This window comes from Arthrobacter sp. 10N44_2 (genome assembly GCF_056394385.1).
On sequence record NZ_JBFTHT010000017.1, the window covers coordinates 108415 to 128375 of the forward strand.

The following is a 19961-nucleotide window of genomic DNA, read 5'->3' on the forward strand; positions in this document are numbered from 1 at the left end:
ACGGTTGGTTAAACATGAGCCTACTCAATTTTGAGTTGACTCAGAAATATAGTCAAGTGAACCGTTGGGTGCGCGCGTTCGTTTGAATGTTCGGGCCACATTCCCGCGATGGATCTTCAGGAAACATGCAATCTCCGCATAGGGGTCCTGATCGGTGATGGTGACAGCCGGTGGGAAGCCGCAGAGGAACGGGACCAGTGCCGCGCCCGCGGGGGGGCTTGCCCGTGTTCGTGAGTCTAGTCCGGGCTTCAACGTTGGTCGGTCGCTGTCAGGTTTTCCGGGGGGACGCGGAGGTCCGCGTACTCCCCGGCGGTGTAGGGTCAGCGCAGTCAGGACACCATGACTTCGAATGGGAGTGTGGCCGGGAGGGGCTGGCGGACCTTTGTCCGGCCAAAGATAGCGTGGACATTGTCCATACCCGTATACACCTGATGCCGTTGCTGGTGGCTGGGCCCCTACCTGCCTATTTCAGCTGACACGAGTTCATGCAGCCCACGAGTCCTATGTGACGTGACTTTCAATGGCAGTCACGCGCCGGTGCCTTCCCCGATCCGGTCAGTCTGGGAGGGTGCGCCGACCAGGATCTGCTGGATCGCCGGAGCCACGGTCGCCACCAGTTTCTCCGTGTCCGCGTCGACCAGCACAGGCACACCGATGATCCGCCTGCTGGTCACGATACCGACCAGCATCGATGAGGCGAGTCCAGCCCGGAGGGCGGCATCGTCACCGCTGCGGCCGCTTACGCCGTGCAGCAGCCGGGATTGGATGAACTCACGCAGTTGTGCGCATGCCTGGTCATTGACGATCGCACCACGCAGCATCGCCATCAGCGGTTCGGAATCGGTGGCGGGGCCCTCCCAAGCGTCGAGGTAGGCGCGGACGACGCGTTCTCCAAGATGCTCGTCCGGCCCCTCGAAAGCCGTGTTGAACCGTTCGAGGGCCGACGCTGGGACGGACATCACAGCCGCGAACAGCTCGTCTTTGGAGCGGAAGAACTGCATCACCTGGGACACGTCCACGCCGGCATCGGCGGCGACACGCCGGATCGTCGTCGCGCCGAAACCGTCGGCGGCGAACCGGGCCCTGGCGGCGTCGAGCACCGCCTGTCTGGTGCTGCCGGTCCCGGGCCTCCGGCCGCGGCGCGCTTTCGGCAGGGATTCCTTCTGCTGGGTCATGAGTCAAACCTAGCAACCGATATAGATTTTCTCAACAAGTGTTGAGTTTTTGAATTGGCCGACGTAGGCTCGCTTGGACGCAAGCCCCGGAGGGCTGAACTGACCGAAGGAGCTCGCCATGAGCGATGACCAGAAAATGTTCGTACCGTCCCATCCGCTGCCGGCCGCGAGAACGGGCGTGCTGACCGCGTTCGAACCCGGGACCCGGACCCTGGAAGCAGGGTTCCGGATTGCGCCTCAGTTCCGGGCCCTGCCGGTGGATGTGGTGTTTGAGAAGGACGTCGCGGTTCAGTTGCGCGACGGAGTCACGATTCACGTCGACATCTTCCGCCCCGCGGGTTCTGAGCAGGTGCCGGTGATCGTGGCCTGGAGCCCGTACGGCAAGGGTCAGGGCACATCCCTTAGTGTCATGGGCGTGTTCGGGCTGGTTGGCCTGGACAACAGCATCGTGTCCGGTCTGGAGAAGTTCGAGGCACCGGATCCCGCATACTGGTGCGCCCAGGGCTACGCGATCTGCAACCCGGACATCCGCGGCGTGGTTGACTCCGACGGCGACAGCGTGCTGTGGGACCGGCAGGAAGGCCGGGACTGCTACGACCTGATTGAATGGCTCGCCGGGCAGCAATGGTGCTCCGGCAAGGTGGGCATGAGCGGGACCTCTTACCTAGCGGTATCCCAGTGGTTCACCGCCGCAGAACAGCCCCCGCACCTGGCGGCGATCAACCCGTGGGAAGGCGTCAGCGACGTCTACCGCGACCTGGTGATGAGGGGCGGAATGCCAGACATCGGCTTCGCCCGGCAACTCCAGGAAGGCAGCTTCTTCGGCAAAAACCGGAAGGAAGACATCCTCTCCGAAGTCGAGCGCTACCCGCTGATGACCGACCTCTGGGAAAACAAAATCCCCGACTTCGGCAAGATCACCGTCCCGGCGTACATCGTGGCCAGCTACTCGAACACCCTCCACACCGCCGGGACATTCCGCGCCTGGCGGCGCATTGCTTCCAAAGAGAAATGGCTGAGGATCCACAACAGCCAGGAATGGCCGGACTACTACGACGAAGCGAACGTGGAAGACCTGCGCCGCTTCTTCGACCACCACCTCAAGGATCAGGACAACGGGTGGGAGCAAACGCCCCGCGTCCGGTACGCCGTTCTCGACCTCGAGGGCGGCGACCAAGTCGGCGTCGCCGCCGACATGTTCCCGCCGTCGGACGTCTTGTCAACGAAGTACTACCTGGACGGCCGCTCCCGGACCCTGACGACGACCGCCCCGGCCGCCGCGGCGGAAGCCGCGTACGACGTCGACTCGAACCCGAACGCGGTGTCCTTCCTTACCCGCTTCGAGCAGGAGACCGTCATGGTCGGTTACCCGAAGGCGCACCTCTGGGTCGAGGCGCGAGGCGCTGACGACATGGACCTGTTCGTCCTCGTGCAGAAGCTCGACGCGTACGGAACGCCTCTACAGGCGTTCACCGTCCCCAACCAGAGCGCCATGGCACATGACCTCACCGATCACGGGGCCACGATCCTGCGCTACAAGGGCTCCGACGGACGGCTTCGTGTCTCCGCCCGCCACCTCGACGAGACACTCTCGACCGACGACGTGCCCGCCCACAGCTTCGACCGGGTCCAGAAGCTGTCGGCCGGGGAAATCGTCACCATCGAGATCGACCTGTTTCCGATCGGCCTCGCCTTCCATCCTGGAGAACAACTCCGCTTCATCATCAGCTCCCGGAACCTGCTCGGCACGCTGATGCCGGGCATAAGCGAATACGTCGGCGCCAACAGCGGAACGCACATCATTCACACCGGTGGAGAGTACGCCTCCTACCTGCAGCTGCCCGTCCAAACGCCCACTAAGTAACGAATGACCATGACCAGGGACGCCCGCATGACCTCAACCCCTGCTCCCGAACACTGGGTGCGCCTGGCTGGCGAGGACCGCGACGGAAGCATCGAAGCCTTCGAACTGGTTTCCGCGCGGCGGGCACTGAAGCTGCTGAAGGGCAACCTCGGCCGCGCGCGGATACGGGCGGGTCACTGGGGACGAAGGCGGGAATCGTCAGACTCCCATTCATCTCGGGTGATCGCGTACTCGACGTCGCCGTGCTCTTCGCCCGGAACGTACACCGGCCAGTCCGCGACGAAGGCCCGCACGAGGCGCATCCCGGATTTCTCCATCACCCTTCGGGAGGCCGTGTTGACTGCCATGGTCGAGGCTACAACCCGTTGCACCCCGAACTCGGTGAACCCCTTGGCGATCAGCGCCCGCGATCCCTCCGTCGCGTGCCCCTTTCCCCAGGCCGCGTGGCGCAACCGGTAGCCCAGCTCCGGCTGATCTTGTGGATCGTCGGGGCCGGGCCGGAAGTGGAACCAGCCGAGGAATTCCCCGGTCGTCTTCTCGATCGCGGCCCAGAACCCGTAGCCGGGAAAGCGCTGGTAGTAGTCGAGGAATGCCGGGAGGAAGTCGCCTTCTATCTCGTCCCGGGGGGTGGGGATACCGCCGGTGATGTACCGCATCACGCGCGGATCGCTGTCCAGTTCCACGAGTAGCTCCGCATCGTCGGGGGTGAACTGCCGGAGCAGAAGTCGTTCAGTCTCCAGGAAGGTGAGCATGCAGACATTCTTGCACCGGGGGGAACCCGTCACGCCGATCGGGGAGGTCGGATTACCGTCGCTGGACGAGCTTATTGGCCATTGGGATTGGTCCCAGGCATATGTGGCCCCTTGTTTGGGTGCGCCGAAGTGGGCAAAAGGAGGGTATGCACAATGTGCACACCCTGGGCTTCGGACCGGGTCGTACCTGGGCCGGAGCGGGCCGGATCCCTGTTCGGAGTCAGCCGACGCGGCGATAGCGGATGTGGGTGGCCAGCGGTGAGTGGAGCACCTCGTCGGGTTCGAAGCCGAAGGATTCAACCCCGTCGAAGATGCGTTCGCCCGAACCGAGCAGGACCGGTGCGATGTCGAGGGTGAGCTCGTCGATCACGCCGGCGATCAGTGCCTGCCGGACGGTCGAGGCCCCGCCGGCGATGTCCACGCCCTTGTCCCCGGCGGCCTGGCACGCTGCGGAGTAGGCCGCGTCGAAACCCTCGGTGACGAAGTGGAAGGTCGTCCCGCCGTCCAGCTGGATCGGGTCGTGTCCGTGATGGGTCAGCACAAACACCGGCGCGTGGTACGGCGGTTCGGCTCCCCACCACCCGGCCCATTCCTCATCCCAGTCCCCGCGGACCGGGCCGAACATGTTCCGCCCCATCACATACGCACCCCGCGGGCGCATGAGCCACTCGTTCGCGACCTTGTCGGCATCGTTGGCCCGCGGGTCGCCGATGTGCCAGCCGTGCAGCTCCAGCCCCCGCTTGCCCAGGGGGTTCTCGCGGCTCTGGTCCGGCCCGGCGACGAAGCCGTCCAGCGAGATCGACATGTGGCAGGTGGTGTCCGGCATCGCGAACCTCCTGAGTGATAGCGACTTGCATGGTCGCGTGTGGCGATTCCGGGGATCGTAGCACGTGCTGGCATCCTCGCCCACCGTCTCCGGCGGCTGGTCCCGACGGTCTCCTCACCCGGGCACGTGGGCCAAGCTGCTGGCTTCCAGGAATCCAGTAGCTGTATCGGATTTTCTGGCAGCACCAGTGCGGGCGGATGGTGTCGCGGTGGGGGACCGGCTTGCGGGCGGCAGATTCAACTGGAGGAGGCAGGCTGGTCGGGGCGGGCCAAGTCGGTCTGGATCGTGCGGATGATCGAGGCGAGGATTCCGGATGCGAGAAGTCCTGGCCCCAGCGGACCGGCGGAATTCGCGCCCAACGGTGGCAGGCACCGGAGCGCGGACCGGGCTTCGGCGCTCATGTGCTCGAGTTGCCAGTGAATCTCGTCGTCGATCGTCTGGGGCCGACCGGGCGCCGCCAGTCCGGCCGCTTTCGCGGCATACGCGGCTGCCCCCAGGGCGTGCGCGCCCATGTGGGCGACGGCGGCGGCTTGCGTGGCAGACCGGGCGGCAGCCACCGCAGCAGGGCTGGTCACCTCGAGTGCGGCACGGCCGGCAACAAACCGCCGGCGGATCTCGTCGGCGGCACGGAGTTCACCGCGGGCGAAGGCCCGCGCCCGCGCGATGGCGTCGCGGGGGCGATCATCTGCCGGCGCCTCGGCCTCAAATAAAGCCACCACCCGCTCAGCGCAGTCTGCGGCCCAAGTCGCGACGACGCGGCGCTCGGGCTCACTCAGCGTCTGCGGAGAAGCCATATCAGCACCATACACATGCTGTGCAGACCGGTCGGCTTAGGGGCAGTGCGATGCAGGGGAATCTCGGTCTCGATACGTGGGCACGTCTGGATTCCCGGTCGGAACCCTGGACATGACTTGGGTGTGCCGGACCCGACCCTAAAGCAATGCCGCCTGTTCTGGCTGGAGGTCTCTACCGGGCGGGTCGCAACCTGGGTTCCCATCGGACTGCGACAGAATCGGAATCGGGTTCACCGGGTGCTCAGCCTGTGGACCCACTGACGGCAGCAGAAACTCCCAGGCCGGCCATTGTCGACTTGAATCGATCGACCGCCACAACGAAAGCGGGTCATTGTGGGCATCTTCAGGAAGAAGTCTCCCGAACCGGAACCGCCTGATTCGCACCTCACGTTCTTCACGATTTCAGGCGCTAACCATTTCCGAACGATCACGCGCGAAGTTTTCGCCGAGATGGGACTCGAAGTCCATGTTCAGCCCGGCCACGCTGTCGATGACTCCGGGCGTGAATTCGGATTTTGGAACGTGGCCGCCGCTTGTGGTGACCAGCCGCAATCCTTGTGGCGGGACCTGATACGCGAACATCTTCAACGCGTTCTGGCGAGCTTCGACGCACCCGATCCGTTCGACATCCTTGCCCCTGCTGATGTAGCGAAGCAGACTTTCGCACGCCTTTATGATGAGGCGAGCATGCCAGGGATCGACGGCTACCCGCACAGGGAGTTCGCGCCGGGCATCGTCGAGATGATCGCGCTCGACCTCCCGGACACGGTTACCGTTTTCAGTCACAACAACGCAAACAAGTTCGGCGGGTTCGAAGCCCTCAGAACCCAGGGTATTGCGAACCTTCGCGGGCTGGCAGTCGAAAAACTCGAAACCCTCCCTGCACCGGGAGGGGGCTCGTTCACGGCTCTGTTAGGTGAATCTGTCCATACCGGGAGCCGGGCTCTACTTCTTCCCGACTTGGCCTCACAACTCATCGGCAAGCGCGTCGGAGAAGAATTCGGCTGGCTCATGAGCGTCCCGAACCGACACCAAGTCGTTTGGCACATCATCGAAGACGCCACCGTCATTCCAGCGGTTAACGGAATGGCCCGATTCGCCGCCATGGGATACAGCGATTCACCTGCACCGGTGAGTCCACACGTCTTTTGGTGGAACGGGACGAGCTACGAGCAACTTACCGAGGTGTCCGACGATGGTGGCCTGGGGATACGAGTAAGTCCAGCATTCCAGGCCGTCCTGGAATCGATAACTGCGGACAGTTAGAGACTTCCCCGAAGAGCCTGATACGGCTCGCGAGAAAACGGTTGTGGTTCCGTCTCGCGATGGGTGAGGAATAATACCCTCCATGACCAGTGGGGAAATAGGTAAGAGGGAAGCCCAAAAGCCGGCAACGCGCACCGGCGCACGTGTTGACGTCGCCCCAACTCTGCCGGAATCCATGACCGGCAGGGCAAGCCCGGCAAAAGCGGCGGTCGGCGACAAGCCGGTCTTCGCATATATCGCCAGCCTGCCACAGCCGCAGCGGGGCATCGCAGAAACGGTCGATGCTTTGGCGGCAAAGACGCTGCCCAGCCTTCGGCGCTCAGTGAAGTGGGGCATGTCCTACTACGGAGTCGGCGACGGGTGGTGCTTCAGCTGCGGCGGATTTGCTGGCCATGTCAAGCTCATGTTTGTGAATGGCGCAGCGCTCGAGCCTGTGCCTCCGGTGACACCGGTGGGGATGGGCAAGTCGACTCGGGGTGTGGAGCTCGAATCCATGGACGACGTCGACGAACGCCAGATCGCGGCGTGGATGAAGCAGGTCGCGTCCGTGCCGGGTGTCGGGGGCAAGAAGCGTTGAACCGGAGGCCTGCCGCCGAGGCAAACAAGAGCACGACGGCGGATCCTGCCCGCCGTCGTGCTCTTGCGTCTATTTCTTGACGCCTATCGCAGTCCGGGTTACTTGGTGACCTGAAGTCCGGTGTCCCAGTTGAAGTCGGCGAACTCGGGGTTGGCCTGCATGGTCATGAGGACGAACTGGAAGCCTTCGAGTTCCCGGGAGCGCTTGAGCGGACCGACCACTAGGGGGCGCATGCCGCCGGCGCTGACGAAGCTGCTCACGGCGGCGGTGGCGTCCGCGTTGTCGCCGGCGATGAAGACGTCCAGGGGCTGTCCGCCTGACTCTCCGGCGACGAGGGTGCCGGCGAAGGTGGTGTTGAACGCCTTGACCACGTTGGCGCCTGCGGGGGCAAGCTGCGCGATTTCTTCGGCGGCGGAGGTGCCGGGCTCGACGACCAGGGAGTCAAAGGTCTCGAAGTTCACCGGGTTGGTGATGTCGACGATGGTCTTGCCGGTCAGGGCCTCGCCGTGGGCGCTGACGACGTTCTTGGCGGCGTCGAACGGGACAGCGAGGACCACGATGGCGCCCTGCGGGGCCTCGGCGGTGGTCCCGAAGGTGACGCCGGCGCCGAGTTCGGCGGCCAGTTCCTGCGCTTTGGTGATGTCCTGTCCGAGGATTTCCACGGTCAGGCCGCCGGCGAGTGCTCGGGTGGCGATGCCACGGGCCATGTTGCCGTTGCCGATGATGGTGAGGTTCGTCATGGGTGTCTTCTTTCCGAATATGCGGGCCAGGAGGGTTTTCATCAGATTCTGTTCTCTTGGGAAAGTGATCATTGAAGCTACAACTAAATGTACGTCGGTAAGGTTGAAGCGTCAACTACTTTTCAGAACTGAACGGAGTATTCGCGCCTATGACGGCCGCTGGGCCGTATCCACGGCATCTTGAGCGAGCAGTTCGCCGGTGCGCACGATGGACGCGCGCCTGCGCTCTGCGTCCGGCGGTCCGGTGATCACGAGGGGGACATTCGGGCTCGCGACCCAGGCGTGGCACAGTGTGACGACGGTCAGGAGCAGGTCTTCCGCCGCGGCCTCGCTCAAGGCCGGAAGGGCATTCCGGATCTCGGTGACTTTGTTCGCCGAGCGGAGGGTGCGGGCCTCGGCTCCTACCGGATGTCCCTGCTCAAGCCCCTCCCAAAAGGTAAGGCGTGCGAGGCTGGGGCGGCTCCTGGAAAAATCAAAGTACCGTCCCGCGAAATCTCCGATCGCACCAGGACCCATGCCGGCGACCGGAAGGTCGTCCAGGGCGGTGACGAGTTCGCGGGTGAGCGCCGCTTCAAAGAGTCCGGCCTTGCCGCCAAAGTAGAAGTAAATCCGTTCGCGGTTGCACCCGGAGATCCGCGAAATCTGATGGATACGCGCACCGGAGAAGCCCCGATCGGAGAACTCGGTAATTGCGGCATCGAGGATTTTCTTCTGCGTCGCATCAGTGTCCCAGGCCATGGCCCCCATCCTAACTCCAACCGTTTGTTTGCTTTCGCGAAACAGCACGCAGTAGCATCGATTCCAACCAGACGTTTGGAGATTGAGTGGAACACGAGGGTAAGGCGCTAGCGGCCGATGAAACGGATGCGCATCATCACCGAACCGTCGGTGTGGCATCGGTCCATGTGAGGGCTGCTATCACCTGGGTGGCGATCTTTCCGCTGGCCGCAATCGGGATGAGTATTTTGGCCGCTTTGGCGCCGGGGTGGCCCCCGGTCCTGCGCGCTTTTACGCTCACTCTTGTGGTCGTTCCCATTGCCGTCTACTTCGCCGTTCCCCGCCTTCTCCTGCTCCAGGCGAAGCTGGGCCACGTTGCCACGCGCACTCGGGCGCGGCACAATGCGAAACGCCATGCGCGGGTTCGCAAGCCACGCCGGGGTGCATGATCGGGGCCGGCCTGCCGGAACGTTACAACCTGTGGGCGTCGGGGCCTGTGGCGCAGGCGTGACTGGTCTCTACCATTGCAGCGACCACGTGCAGCTCATTCTCGTCGCGGGGCCCGTAGACCATGACCATGCCTCGAGCCAGCCGGATGCCGGCCAGCGGGTGGGCCACTGCCCAGCCCTTGGCGATTGCGTCCGCGGCCAGTTGGGGCGGCAGGGCCAGGTGGAGGGAGCCGTCGTGGGGCGGGTGCTGGTGGGCAAACTCCCCGGCTGAGGGGACCAGGAACGCATCCTCGGGAGCGTCAGGTTCCGGCTGCATCATCAGGCCCCGCGCGCCTGGAACGGAGATAACGGACTGCGAAGTCGAGACTCCGGCGAGCGAACTGATCCTGGCGAACAACTTTTCCTGAAGGTCCACTGGCGCATTGTCACTGCGCTGTTCCTGCGGGATTGTCCATGACACGGTGGGACGCTGACCGGCCCTGCGGGGAAGAGTGCCGTCCGGCAGGGCCGACCAGCGTCCGCCGGTGGTGCCTTCATCCGCTCCGGAACGAGCCAGGAACGACAGTCGCTCGTGGATCCAGCCCCCGAGTTCACGGAGCGTCTGGCCGCTGATCTGGTGCCCTCCGGGGTCGCGGCGGGCGTAGGCGGGGGCGGCGGAATCCGTCAGCAAGTAGTTCCAGGTGCGGTCCAGCAGTTCCGTCGGGATGACTTTGTCCTGATCGCCCTGAGCGACGAAAACCGGAAGGCCTGCCAGCCGGGCCGGCGTGACCGGGACACCGGCGTCGAACGGCAAGGTGCCGTACAGAATAGCCGCACCGGAGAATCGTTGCGGATCTGCAAGGACCAGCCCGCCAGCGAATGCTGCACCCCCGCTGAAGCCGACGAGCACGACCGGCCGGCCTGCGGGGGCGACAGCATCGAGCCAGGTTCGGAACCACGCCATGGATGCCGTCAGCGACTCGGCGACCGGACGGCCGATGCCACGGTTGGCAAACCATGCATAGCCGCCGCCCTCTGCGATCGGCGCCCGGACGGCGGCGTAGGCCGGGCCGGGCGGCAGGTGGTCGGCGAGGGCAATGATCTCGCGCTCGCTTGAGCCCCGGCCGTGCAACAGCACCACCAGGGGAGCCGCAGGGTCGGACGACCCGGCCGTCGTCGCCACTGCCGAGGTGCCCGGGTGGCGGCCGTCAAGATCGGTGGACTTCTCGGAGATGCGCATGAATGCTCCTGCTCGGGGGTGTTGGGCACAATAAGTTTCTCTTGAAGCTTCAAGTATTATTGCGCGTCGCGTATTCCCCCAGCGACTGTTGCGAATCAGCGGGGCGTCGCAACAGGGTTGGGGGGACGTAGCATTCGCTGCCGGCTGTGGGTCTTACGTGGTGACGATGAGTTTGCCGCTGACGCGGTTTTTCTCCATGTCCGTGTGGGCCTGGACGATGTCATCGAGGGTGTAGACCTTGCCGATGGGTACCATCACGGTGCCGTCACTGACGGCCTGCAGGAATTCCTGGAGCACGCCGCCGGGGAGGTCGGGGGCGCCGCCTGTGTAGGAGGTGAGCCGGACGCCCCGCGGAATGTAGTCAATCGGATAGAAGTCCGGGACTGTCCACTGGTTTGAGAGCATCCCGGTGAAGCAGACGACGCCGTGGACCCGGGTGGCGCGCAACGTGTCGGGCAGCGTGGGGGTGCCGACGAGTTCGAGGGCGGCGTCGACTCCGCCCGGAACAATGCGGCGCACGGCAGTGGCGAGGTCGCCGTCGTCGATCAGGACATGGTCGACGCCGATCGAGGCGAGCGCTTCCCGTTTGGCTTCGTCGCGCGTTGAGGCCAGGACGGTGAGCCCGCGGCGCTTGGCAAGTATTGCGGCGGCCATGCCGACGGAGGAGGTTCCGCCGCGGATGAGCAGGCTCTGGCCGGCCTGGATGTCCAGGCCAATGGTGAGGGAGCCGTGGGCGGTCTGCAGCATCTCAGGGATGGCGCCGATGACGGACCAGGGCAGCTCTGATTCGAAGGCAATGACCTGCCGGGCCGGCACGCACGTGTACTCGGCGTAGCCGCCGTCGAACACGCGGCCCATGCCCCCCATCAGGGTGGCGACCTTCTGCCCGGTGCGGAACTCGCCGCCGGGGGAGTCGGCCACCTCGCCGACAGCTTCGATTCCGGGCACGCGCGGGAACGTGACGCCCTCGGCCAAGCCCAGGCGGGTGTGCAGTTCCGAGCGGTTGAGCCCGAACGCCCGGACCCGGATGAGCACCTGGCCCGGCAGTGGCACGGGGATGGGTCGGTCGCGAATGACCAGCGCCTCGGCCGGCCCTGGGCCGTCCAGCACCACGGCCCGCATGGTGCCGCCGCTCACTGACCGGCCGCCGTCGAGTCCACGGAGGGCCGCTGGGCGCTGCGGACCCGTGTCAGGAGGTCGAACAGGGTGGCGGTCTCCTGCGGACTCAGGGCCGGGGTGAACCAGCGCGCGAGCTCGGCCTCGATCACAGCGCGGCCCCGAGCAACCACCGCCTTCCCTTCTTCAGTGAGGTCAAGGAGGGAGGAGCGCCGGTCGCCCGGGTTCATCTTCCGCGAGCAGTACCCGGCCGCCTCAACACGGTCAACCAGCTTGCTGGCGCCGCCCACGGTTATGGCCAGCGCCGACGCGATGTCGAACACCCTGCACGTGCCAAGGGAGGAGACAACGACCATCGCCTCGAACCTGCCGAGGGGAAGTCCGCATTCCTGGCGCAGGCGGGCGTCGACCGCATCCCACAGCTCGGTTTCCAGCCGGGTCAGTGCGCTGAAGAGGGGATAGAAGTCAGTCTGGCCAGTTCTGGTGTCCATGGATCAAGATTAGCATTTGGATTCCATGGAAGATACTTCCCCGGATTCTACTTACCGGCCGGCTGCAGCTCTTTGGAGGACTCGTGTGCTCCTGCTCGAGGGCTAGACTCTGATCGGACGTCCCGGCGACCATCGACGATGGGCGAATATCGCAGAGGAGCCTTGATGGCTGGCGGCAGCAGTGAGCCCGGTAGGACTGTGACCTCGAAGGTGCTCTCCATCCTGGAAGCCTTCGAAAAGTCCCGGGGTGCCCTCAGCCTGACGGAAATCGCGGAAAAATCCGGGCTGCCCCTGAGCACCGCCCACCGGCTTGTCAACGAGCTCACGGACTGGGGATTACTTTCCCGCGAGCCCAACGGCCGCTATCAGCTGGGCATCCGCCTCTGGGAGCTTGCCCAGAACACCGGGCGGCAGCTCCGCGACGCGGCGCGCCCATACATCCAGGATCTTTTCTCCCTCACGGGCGAAACCGCGCACCTGGCCGTCCGGTCCGGCCACGAGGTGCTGTACATCGACCGCGTCTACGGCTCCAAGCGCCTGCCCCGAGCTTCCCGCGTCGGCGGACGCCTGCCCATGCACGCGACCGCCGTCGGGAAGGTCCTCCTGGCCTTCGAGGAGGATTGGGTCCGCGACGCCTACCTGAACCGGCAGCTCGAGCGGCACACCGCGCACACCCACGTTGACCCGAGAAAACTGGCCGCCGAACTGACCCAGATCCGGGAGCAGGGCTACGCCACTACGCTCGAGGAAGTCCGGCTGGGCTCGTGCTCCATCGCCGTCCCGGTCTTCCACACCGGCAGAATCGGCGCCGCAATCGGCCTGGTGCTTCCCACGAGCCAGGCCGCCACGATGAGCCGCCACCTTCCCGTCCTGAGGGGCATCTCGGCGCAGATCGAACGCGCCACCGCGCGGATCCCGTTGGAAACGCTGCTGGGTAGCCACGCCGCGGGATCGGACTAGTCCGAATCCTGCAGCTGCAGGCCCGCGGCAAAGTGGCTTCCGCTCAGTGGAAGCCATTCCTGCCATCCCGAGGTGACGGGGGCCACACTGGTGGAAGAACCCCCGGCATGCACTGCTGCTGTCAGCGGGACCGGAAAACCAAGGAGCCCAGATGTCATCGTCGACTGAAACGGCCGGCCGCTGTCCCTTCGGACACGGCGCCGAAGCCCCTACGGGGCACCACGGCTACGAGCCGTTCCAGATGAAGGATCCCTTCGCCGCCTACGCCGAACTCCGGGCCGAGCAGCCCGTGATGTTCGACGAGCGGATCGGCCTCTATGTCGTCTCCCGATATGACGACATCAAGGCCGTCTTTGAAGACTGGGAGACTTTCTCCAGCGAAAACGCCCAGGCGCCTGTCCGCGAACGCGGTGCCGCGGCCAAGAAGATCATGGACGACGGCGGCTTCACCGCCTACTCGGGCCTCTCCGCCCGCCGCCCGCCGGAGCACACCCGCATCCGCGCCGTGGTGCAGAAGGCCTTCACCCCCCGCCGCTACAAGGCTCTGGAACCGTTCATCCGGCAAAACGTCGTCGTACTGCTTGAAGAAATGCTGGCCCGGCCGGAAGGCCGCGGCGACATGGTCAAGGACCTTGCTTACGACGTCCCCACCATCACCATCCTCACCCTGATCGGCGCAGACGTGGCCCAGGTCGACACCTTCAAGCGCTGGAGCGATTCCCGCGCCGCCATGACGTGGGGCGACCTCACTGACGACGAACAGATCCCGCACGCCCACAACCTGGTGGAGTACTGGCAGGAATGCCTCCGGCTGGTCAGGGTGGCTCACGAGGAAGGCGGCGACAACCTCACCGCGGACCTGGTCAAGGCGCAGCAGGACGGCGCGGAAATCTCCGACCACGAGGTCGCTTCCGTCCTCTATAGCCTGCTCTTCGCCGGCCACGAGACCACCACCACGCTGATCTCCAACGCCCTCCGCGAACTCCTGGCCCGCCCCGAGCAGTGGAAGCAGCTGGTGGAGGACCCGAAGAAAATTCCCGCCGCCATCGACGAAGTCCTGCGCTACGCCGGCTCGATCGTCGGCTGGCGCCGCAAGGCCCTCAAGGACGCTGAAGTTGGCGGCGTCGCCATCGAAGAAGGCGCACAGTTGCTGCTCCTCATGGGCTCAGCCAACCGGGATGACACCAAGTTCGACGCCGGCGAGGACTTCGACATCACCCGCCCCAACGCCCGCGAGCACCTTTCGTTCGGGTTTGGCATCCACTACTGCCTGGGCAACATGCTCGCCAAGCTCCAGGCCAAGATCGCCCTCGAGGAAGTGGTCCGGCTCGTCCCGGAGCTGCAGCTGGAGCATCCGGAAACCATCTCCTTCCGGGAGAACCTCTCGTTCCGCGTCCCCGAGACCGTCCCCGTCACCTGGAAGGCCTGAGAAATATGCAGAGCAACGAATACGTCCAGTTCTTCGACGGCGGCATCGAACCGAAGCTCGAAAACCTCGGCGGCAAGGGCGCCTCCCTGGTCACCATGACCTCCGCCGGCATGCCCGTCCCGCCCGGCTTCGTGGTCACCACCGCGCAGTTCGATGCCTTCATGGAGGAAGCCGGGATCACCCGGGACATCCACCAGCTCCTTGCAGGACTGGACCCCGAAGACATGGGCCAGGTGGATAGGGTGTCCGCCGCGATCCGGGCGGACATCCGCTCCCGCGCGGTGCCTCAGGCCCTGCGCGAGCTCACTGTCGCCGCCTACGAGTCCCTGATGTCCCGCTTTGAGTCGCCGGTCCCGGTGGCCGTTCGCTCCAGCGCCACCGCCGAGGACCTGCCGGACGCCTCCTTCGCCGGCCAGCAGGACACTTACCTCTGGCTCGACGGCGTCAAGGCCGTCACCGAGCACATCCGCCAGTGCTGGGCCTCGCTCTTCACATCCCGCGCCATCATCTACCGGCTCAAGAACAACATCCCCAACGAGGGCCTCTCGATGGCGGTAGTGGTGCAGAAGATGGTCAACGCACGGGTCTCCGGCGTCGCCATCACCATGGACCCCACCAACGGCGATCGTTCCAAGATCACTATCGACTCCTCCTACGGGGTGGGGGAGATGGTGGTCTCCGGCCAGGTCACGCCGGACAACATCATGCTGGACAAGGTCACGCTGGCGGTCGTCTCCGAACACCTCGGCGACAAGCACGCCGAACTCGTCCCGGACGCTGTTGCCGGCCGCCTGGTGGAGCGGGAGGTCGACGCCGAACGCCGCGGCCGCCGCAGCCTCACCGGCGCCGAGCTCACCGCCGTCGCGCAGATGGCCAAGCGCGCGGAGAAGCACTACAAGTGCCCGCAGGACATCGAGTGGGCCCTCGATGCGGACTTGCCGGACGGGGAGAACCTGCTCCTGCTGCAGTCCCGCCCGGAAACCGTGCACTCCTCGAAGCCTGTTGTCCCATCCTCGGCAGCCGCCGGCGGCTACTTCAGCGGACTCAGCTCCGCCACTTCTGCGGCAGCGCCCGCTTCCCCGACGACGCCAGCCACCACGACGCCGGCCGGCCCGGCGCCGTCGTCCGCCACCGGCTTTAGCCTCGGCAGCATCACCGCCTCACTGCTGAAGCCGTCCTTCTAGAACGTTCCGACCCGCTAGTCCGCTACGTCACCCAGGCTCAACGCCGAGCCCGTATTGAAAGGACCGCCATGTCCCTGAAGTCCTTCCCCAAACCCTCCGAGCTCGCGGTCCCCGCCGGGGCCGAGGGCTGGGAAAAGATCTACCCGTACTATCTGGTCTTCCAGGACAAGCTCAAGGAGCAGGAGGACGCCAAGTTCTGGTTCTGCGACAGCCAGCATTGGCCCACCGTGTTCAAGCCCTTCGAGACCATCGGCGGCGAGTTCGCGGTCAAGTGCCTGGGCCAGTACAACGCACGGCACCTCATGATCCCCAACGCCAACGGCATCGAGTTCCGCGTCCACCTGGGCTACCTCTACATGTCGCCCATCCCGGTGCCGGAAGACCAGATCGCCGCCCGCGTGCCCCTGTTCGAACAGCGCGTTGGCCACTACTTCCAGAACTGGGACCAGCTCCTCAAGCAGTGGCACGTCAAGGTCAAGGGCACCATCGACGAAATGGAAACCATTTCCTTCCCCAGGCTCCCGGACCTGGTCCCCATGGAGGACATCCTCTCCGGCAAGGGCAAGGACGGCTCCGAGAAGCTCCTGGAAAGCTACGACCGGCTCATCCAGCTGGCCTACCAGAACTGGCAGTACCACTTCGAGTTCCTCAACCTCGGCTACATCGCCTACCTGGACTTCTTCAACTTCTGCAAGCAGGTGTTCCCCAACATTCCGGACCAGTCCATCGCCACCATGGTGCAGGGCGTGGACATGGAGCTCTTCCGCCCGGATGACGAGCTCAAGCAGCTGGCCAAGCTCGCCGTGGAACTTGGGATCCAGGCCCACTTCAGCAACACCGACGACGTCGAGGCCACCCTGGCTGCCATCGCCGCGGCCCCCGGAGGCAACCGCTGGACGTCCCAGTACGATGCCGCCAAGGACCCGTGGTTCAACTTCACCGTGGGCAACGGCTTCTACGGCCACGACAAGTACTGGAACGAACACCAGGAAATCCCGCTCGGCTACATCGCGGACTACATCCGCCGCGTGGACGAGGGCCAGGAAATCATGCGGCCGGTGGAGGCGCTCATCGCAGAACGCGACCGCATCATCGAGGAATACCGCGAGCTGCTCGAAGGCGAAAATCAGGCCCTCTTCGACGCCAAGCGCGGGCTCGCCGCCACCGCCTACCCGTACGTGGAGAACCACAACTTCTACATCGAGCACTGGACCATGGGCGTCTTCTGGCGCAAGATCCGCGAGCTGTCCCGCATGATGCAGGCCGAGGGTTTCTGGACTGAACCGGACGACCTCCTCTACCTGGGCCGCAACGAGGTCCGCGACGCGCTGTTCGACCTGGTCACGGGCTGGGGCGTCGGTGCCAAGCCGATCGGTCCCGACTACTGGCCGGCAGAGATCGAGCGCCGCCGCGGAATCGTGGACGCGCTCAAGACCGCCCGGCCTGCCCCGGCGCTGAACACCCCGCCGGAATCCATCACCGAACCCTTTACCCGGATGCTGTGGGGCATCACCACCGAGCAGGTCCAGCAGTGGCTGGGCGCCGGCGAGGAAGTGGAGGGCGGGGGCCTGCGCGGCATGGCTGCCTCGCCGGGCGTGGTGGAGGGCCTGGCCCGCGTCATCACCGACGCGGACCAGCTCTCCGAGGTCCAGCAGGGCGAGATCCTGGTGGCCACCGTCACCGCGCCGTCCTGGGGCCCGATCTTCGGCAAGATCAAGGCCACGGTGACGGACATCGGCGGCATGATGAGCCACGCGGCGATCGTCTGCCGGGAGTACGGTCTTCCGGCGGTGACCGGAACGGGTTCCGCCTCCACCACCATCAAGACCGGCCAGCGGCTGAGGGTGGACGGCACCAAGGGCACCGTGCAGATCCTCGATGCCGACCAACCGGAGCTCCTGGCGACCGGACCCGGCGCCCACGCGCACAGCCACAGTCATGTCTGAGCTGAACGCGCCGGCTGCAAGGACCGTCCTGATCACCGGTGCCGCCGGCGGGCTGGGCCGGGCGTTTGCGCTCGGCTTTGCCGGCCGCGGGTACCGCGTGGCGGTCGCCGACATCAACCTCGAGGGCGCTGAGCAGACGGCCAAACTGGTCCGCGAACTCGGCGCCGAGGCCGCCGCCTTCCCGGCGGACGTCACCAGCGTGGACTCCACTGAGATCCTCGCACGGGACTGCGCGGACTTCGGGAACGGAAGCATCGACGTCGTCCTCAACAACGCGGCGGTGTACGCGGGGGTGACCCGCAGCCCGTTCGAGGACATCGACCCGGCCGAATGGGACCTGGTGATGAACGTCAACCTCAAGGGCCCCTGGCTCGTGACCCGCGCGGCGAGCCCGTACCTGCCCGAGGGCGGGCGCGTCATCAACCTCTCCAGCGCCACCATCTTCAGCGGCTCGGAACAGTGGCTCCACTACGTCGCGTCCAAGGGCGGCGTGGTGGCCATGACCCGGGTGATGGCCAAGGAACTGGGGCGCCGGGGGATCACGGTCAACGCGATCGCCCCCGGCTTCACGCTCACCGAAGCCAGCTACGGCCTGATGGAGAACGCCGAGAACTACGGTGTGGAGCGCGGGGCCATCAAGCGGGCCAGCCAGCCCGAGGACATCGTGGGCGCGGCCCTCTTCCTGGCTGGGCCGGACAGTTCCTACTACACGGGCCAGACCATGGTGGTGGACGGCGGCCGCCAGTTCATCTGAGGCGCTCCCTTGCCTGCCATCATCCGATTCAACCTAAGGAGAACCACATGCCAACGGTTCATTTCACCGACGCCGGGGGCGCTGTCCGCGACGTCCAGGGAAACCCCGGCGATTCAGTCATGGAAACGGCCGTCCGCAACGGCGTCCCCGGGATCGTCGCCGAATGCGGCGGCTCATTGTCCTGCGCTACCTGCCATGTCTTCGTCCGCGAGGACTGCCTTTCGCAGCTTCCGCCGATGGAGGACATGGAAGACGAAATGCTCTACGGCACCGCCGTCGACCGTGAGGACAACTCGCGGCTGTCCTGCCAGCTCCGGCTCACGGACACGGTGGAGCTGTTCGTCACCACCCCGGAAACCCAGGTGTAGCCGTGGGCGCGGAAGCAGTGGAGCAGGCAACTGACGCCCTCGTCGCGGAGCAAAACACTCCAACGCGCACGGGGCTCCTGATCATCGGCGCCAGCCAGTCCGGGGTCCAGCTTGCTGTATCGCTGCGGGCACTCGGCTTCGACGAACACATCACCCTGCTCGGCGACGAGGACCACCGACCCTACCAGCGCCCGGCCCTGTCCAAGGAGTTCCTGCAGGGCACGGTAGAGAGCGAATCACTGATCTTCCGCTCCAACGATTACTGGGCCGGACACAACGTGGCCCTGGTCAAGGGCGAATACATCGTCCGGATCGACAAGGAACCCGACGGCTCCGGGGTCGCGCATTCTTCCGCCGGAAAACAGTTCCCTTTCAAGCGGCTGGCGCTCACGGTCGGCGCCCGGGCCCGCAAGCTGGAGATTGAGGGCGGGAACCTCGACGGCGTGCTGTACCTCCGCAACGCCGACGACGCGCTGGCACTCAAGGCGCGGGTGGGGGATGCCACGGATGTGGTGGTGATCGGCGGCGGATTCATCGGACTGGAGGCCGCGTCCAGCCTGCGGAAGATGGGCAAGAACGTCACGGTTCTGGAATTCGGTCCGAGGCTCGTCGGCCGGGCCGTGGGAGATGAGACGGCCGGGTACTTCCTGCAGGCGCACCGTTCCCGCGGCCTGGACATCCGGCTCAACACCAGCGCCAAGCGCTTCACAGCCAGCGAGGGCGGTAGCGCGGTCGCCGGCGTCGAACTCCAGGACGGCACAGAGCTCTCCGCGCAGATTGTGCTCGTGGGGATCGGCGTCATTCCCAACACACAGCTGGCCGAACAGCTCGGGCTGACGGTGGACAACGGGATTGTGGTTGACCGCTTCGCGCTGGCCTCGGACGGCACAACGGTGGCGATCGGCGACTGCGCCAACATGCCCAACCCGGTGCCAGGGTCGGAGCCGGGGGAGCGGATCCGGCTGGAAAGCGTCAACAACGCCATCGAACACGCGAAGGTGGCCGCCTACTCGCTGACCGGGCGGCGCGAGGAATACGCCGGGATCCCGTGGTTCTGGTCCAATCAGGCGGACCTCAAGTTGCAGATCGCCGGACTGTGCAACGGCTACGACCAGACGGTACTCCGGCGGGACGAGGACCGCGGGAAGTTCAGCGTCCTGTACTACCGCCAGGGCCAGGTCATCGCCGCGGACTGCGTCAACGCCCCGCTGGACTTCATGGCCGTCAAGAACGCACTGGCAAAGGGCCAGAACATCCCTGCCGACGCCGCGGCGGACCCCGCCACGCAACTCAAGACCATCACCACGGACAGCTAACTGCACTCAGACAGTACG

Annotated in this window: 20 protein-coding genes; 10 read left to right on the forward strand and 10 right to left on the reverse strand. The window is 65.4% G+C overall.

Annotated features, from left to right (window positions below):
• Positions 1-24: 24 nt before the first annotated feature.
• Both AC1DBX_RS16665 and AC1DBX_RS16670 read right to left on the reverse strand, forming a co-directional pair.
• Entirely contained in the window at positions 25-252 is a 228-nt protein-coding gene (locus AC1DBX_RS16665) for an acetylxylan esterase (RefSeq protein WP_476932259.1), read from the reverse strand.
• Between the two features lie 275 nt (positions 253-527).
• Entirely contained in the window at positions 528-1175 is a 648-nt protein-coding gene (locus AC1DBX_RS16670; protein WP_476932260.1) for a TetR/AcrR family transcriptional regulator, read from the reverse strand.
• Positions 1176-1293: 118 nt separating this feature from the next.
• Here AC1DBX_RS16670 and AC1DBX_RS16675 point away from each other — a divergent pair, with 118 nt between their 5' ends.
• A complete protein-coding gene (locus AC1DBX_RS16675; protein WP_476932261.1) occupies positions 1294-3039 on the forward strand; it encodes a CocE/NonD family hydrolase in 1746 nt (581 codons plus the stop codon).
• A gap of 173 nt (positions 3040-3212) precedes the next feature.
• On the opposite strand, the gene AC1DBX_RS16680 is transcribed toward AC1DBX_RS16675, so the two are convergent.
• The 3 genes from AC1DBX_RS16680 to AC1DBX_RS16690 form a co-directional block, all read right to left on the reverse strand.
• On the reverse strand, positions 3213-3791 hold the full coding sequence (locus tag AC1DBX_RS16680; RefSeq protein ID WP_476932262.1) for a GNAT family N-acetyltransferase: 579 nt from the start codon (positions 3789-3791) through the stop codon (positions 3213-3215).
• Between the two features lie 220 nt (positions 3792-4011).
• On the reverse strand, positions 4012-4617 hold the full coding sequence (locus AC1DBX_RS16685; RefSeq protein ID WP_476932263.1) for a dihydrofolate reductase family protein: 606 nt from the start codon (positions 4615-4617) through the stop codon (positions 4012-4014).
• Positions 4618-4853: 236 nt separating this feature from the next.
• Positions 4854-5411 carry a putative immunity protein gene (locus tag AC1DBX_RS16690; RefSeq protein WP_476932264.1) on the reverse strand — a complete coding sequence of 186 codons (558 nt, stop codon included), beginning with the start codon at positions 5409-5411 and terminating at the stop codon, positions 4854-4856.
• Between the two features lie 333 nt (positions 5412-5744).
• On the opposite strand from AC1DBX_RS16690, the gene AC1DBX_RS16695 reads away from it, so the two are divergent.
• Together AC1DBX_RS16695 and AC1DBX_RS16700 are read left to right on the forward strand one after the other, a co-directional pair.
• Positions 5745-6677 (forward strand): hypothetical protein, encoded by a 933-nt coding sequence (locus AC1DBX_RS16695; RefSeq protein WP_476932265.1) that lies wholly within the window; start codon positions 5745-5747, stop codon positions 6675-6677.
• A gap of 82 nt (positions 6678-6759) precedes the next feature.
• Positions 6760-7254: a DUF1801 domain-containing protein gene (locus AC1DBX_RS16700; RefSeq protein WP_476932266.1), complete on the forward strand. Its 495-nt coding sequence runs from the start codon at positions 6760-6762 to the stop codon at positions 7252-7254.
• Positions 7255-7352: 98 nt separating this feature from the next.
• On the opposite strand, the gene AC1DBX_RS16705 is transcribed toward AC1DBX_RS16700, so the two are convergent.
• From AC1DBX_RS16705 to AC1DBX_RS16725, 5 genes are all read right to left on the reverse strand, one after another.
• Positions 7353-7994, reverse strand: a complete 642-nt coding sequence (locus tag AC1DBX_RS16705; protein WP_476932267.1) for an NADPH-dependent F420 reductase — start codon at positions 7992-7994, stop codon at positions 7353-7355.
• 147 nt (positions 7995-8141) lie between these two features.
• Complete coding sequence (locus tag AC1DBX_RS16710) at positions 8142-8732, reverse strand: TetR/AcrR family transcriptional regulator (protein ID WP_476932268.1); 591 nt, start codon at positions 8730-8732, stop codon at positions 8142-8144.
• A 450-nt stretch (positions 8733-9182) separates the two neighbouring features.
• Positions 9183-10379, reverse strand: coding sequence for a luciferase domain-containing protein (locus AC1DBX_RS16715; RefSeq protein WP_476932269.1), 1197 nt, complete (start codon positions 10377-10379; stop codon positions 9183-9185).
• A 153-nt stretch (positions 10380-10532) separates the two neighbouring features.
• The gene (locus AC1DBX_RS16720; RefSeq protein ID WP_476932270.1) at positions 10533-11516 is read right to left on the reverse strand and encodes a zinc-binding alcohol dehydrogenase family protein; all 984 of its coding nucleotides are present in this window, start codon (positions 11514-11516) and stop codon (positions 10533-10535) included.
• Positions 11513-11986, reverse strand: coding sequence for a MarR family winged helix-turn-helix transcriptional regulator (locus AC1DBX_RS16725; protein ID WP_476932271.1), 474 nt, complete (start codon positions 11984-11986; stop codon positions 11513-11515). The genes AC1DBX_RS16720 and AC1DBX_RS16725 overlap by 4 nt, the downstream gene beginning before the upstream one ends.
• Before the next feature lie 165 nt (positions 11987-12151).
• Between AC1DBX_RS16725 and AC1DBX_RS16730 the strand changes: the two genes are divergently transcribed.
• From AC1DBX_RS16730 to AC1DBX_RS16760, 7 genes are all read left to right on the forward strand, one after another.
• Positions 12152-12946, forward strand: coding sequence for an IclR family transcriptional regulator (locus tag AC1DBX_RS16730; protein ID WP_476888105.1), 795 nt, complete (start codon positions 12152-12154; stop codon positions 12944-12946).
• A 151-nt stretch (positions 12947-13097) separates the two neighbouring features.
• A complete protein-coding gene (locus AC1DBX_RS16735; protein WP_476888106.1) occupies positions 13098-14375 on the forward strand; it encodes a cytochrome P450 in 1278 nt (425 codons plus the stop codon).
• Between the two features lie 5 nt (positions 14376-14380).
• Positions 14381-15559 (forward strand): PEP/pyruvate-binding domain-containing protein, encoded by a 1179-nt coding sequence (locus tag AC1DBX_RS16740; RefSeq protein WP_476932272.1) that lies wholly within the window; start codon positions 14381-14383, stop codon positions 15557-15559.
• Positions 15560-15627: 68 nt separating this feature from the next.
• Entirely contained in the window at positions 15628-17505 is a 1878-nt protein-coding gene (locus tag AC1DBX_RS16745; protein ID WP_476932273.1) for a PEP-utilizing enzyme, read from the forward strand.
• Positions 17498-18259: an SDR family NAD(P)-dependent oxidoreductase gene (locus AC1DBX_RS16750; protein ID WP_476851156.1), complete on the forward strand. Its 762-nt coding sequence runs from the start codon at positions 17498-17500 to the stop codon at positions 18257-18259. The genes AC1DBX_RS16745 and AC1DBX_RS16750 overlap by 8 nt, the downstream gene beginning before the upstream one ends.
• A 47-nt stretch (positions 18260-18306) precedes the next feature.
• On the forward strand, positions 18307-18627 hold the full coding sequence (locus tag AC1DBX_RS16755) for a 2Fe-2S iron-sulfur cluster-binding protein (RefSeq protein ID WP_476851155.1): 321 nt from the start codon (positions 18307-18309) through the stop codon (positions 18625-18627).
• 2 nt (positions 18628-18629) lie between these two features.
• Positions 18630-19943, forward strand: coding sequence for an NAD(P)/FAD-dependent oxidoreductase (locus AC1DBX_RS16760; RefSeq protein WP_476851154.1), 1314 nt, complete (start codon positions 18630-18632; stop codon positions 19941-19943).
• Positions 19944-19961 lie beyond the last annotated feature (18 nt).

Coding starts and splice junctions, on each gene's coding strand:
- AC1DBX_RS16670 (WP_476932260.1), bottom strand. CDS start 1,175: ATGACCCAGCAGAAGGAATCCCTGCCGAAAGCGCGCCGCGGCCGGAGG.
- AC1DBX_RS16675 (WP_476932261.1), top strand. CDS start 1,294: ATGAGCGATGACCAGAAAATGTTCGTACCGTCCCATCCGCTGCCGGCC.
- AC1DBX_RS16680 (WP_476932262.1), bottom strand. CDS start 3,791: ATGCTCACCTTCCTGGAGACTGAACGACTTCTGCTCCGGCAGTTCACC.
- AC1DBX_RS16685 (WP_476932263.1), bottom strand. CDS start 4,617: ATGCCGGACACCACCTGCCACATGTCGATCTCGCTGGACGGCTTCGTC.
- AC1DBX_RS16690 (WP_476932264.1), bottom strand. CDS start 5,411: ATGGCTTCTCCGCAGACGCTGAGTGAGCCCGAGCGCCGCGTCGTCGCG.
- AC1DBX_RS16700 (WP_476932266.1), top strand. CDS start 6,760: ATGACCAGTGGGGAAATAGGTAAGAGGGAAGCCCAAAAGCCGGCAACG.
- AC1DBX_RS16705 (WP_476932267.1), bottom strand. CDS start 7,994: ATGACGAACCTCACCATCATCGGCAACGGCAACATGGCCCGTGGCATC.
- AC1DBX_RS16710 (WP_476932268.1), bottom strand. CDS start 8,732: ATGGCCTGGGACACTGATGCGACGCAGAAGAAAATCCTCGATGCCGCA.
- AC1DBX_RS16715 (WP_476932269.1), bottom strand. CDS start 10,379: ATGCGCATCTCCGAGAAGTCCACCGATCTTGACGGCCGCCACCCGGGC.
- AC1DBX_RS16725 (WP_476932271.1), bottom strand. CDS start 11,986: ATGGACACCAGAACTGGCCAGACTGACTTCTATCCCCTCTTCAGCGCA.
- AC1DBX_RS16730 (WP_476888105.1), top strand. CDS start 12,152: ATGGCTGGCGGCAGCAGTGAGCCCGGTAGGACTGTGACCTCGAAGGTG.
- AC1DBX_RS16735 (WP_476888106.1), top strand. CDS start 13,098: ATGTCATCGTCGACTGAAACGGCCGGCCGCTGTCCCTTCGGACACGGC.
- AC1DBX_RS16740 (WP_476932272.1), top strand. CDS start 14,381: ATGCAGAGCAACGAATACGTCCAGTTCTTCGACGGCGGCATCGAACCG.
- AC1DBX_RS16745 (WP_476932273.1), top strand. CDS start 15,628: ATGTCCCTGAAGTCCTTCCCCAAACCCTCCGAGCTCGCGGTCCCCGCC.
- AC1DBX_RS16750 (WP_476851156.1), top strand. CDS start 17,498: ATGTCTGAGCTGAACGCGCCGGCTGCAAGGACCGTCCTGATCACCGGT.
- AC1DBX_RS16755 (WP_476851155.1), top strand. CDS start 18,307: ATGCCAACGGTTCATTTCACCGACGCCGGGGGCGCTGTCCGCGACGTC.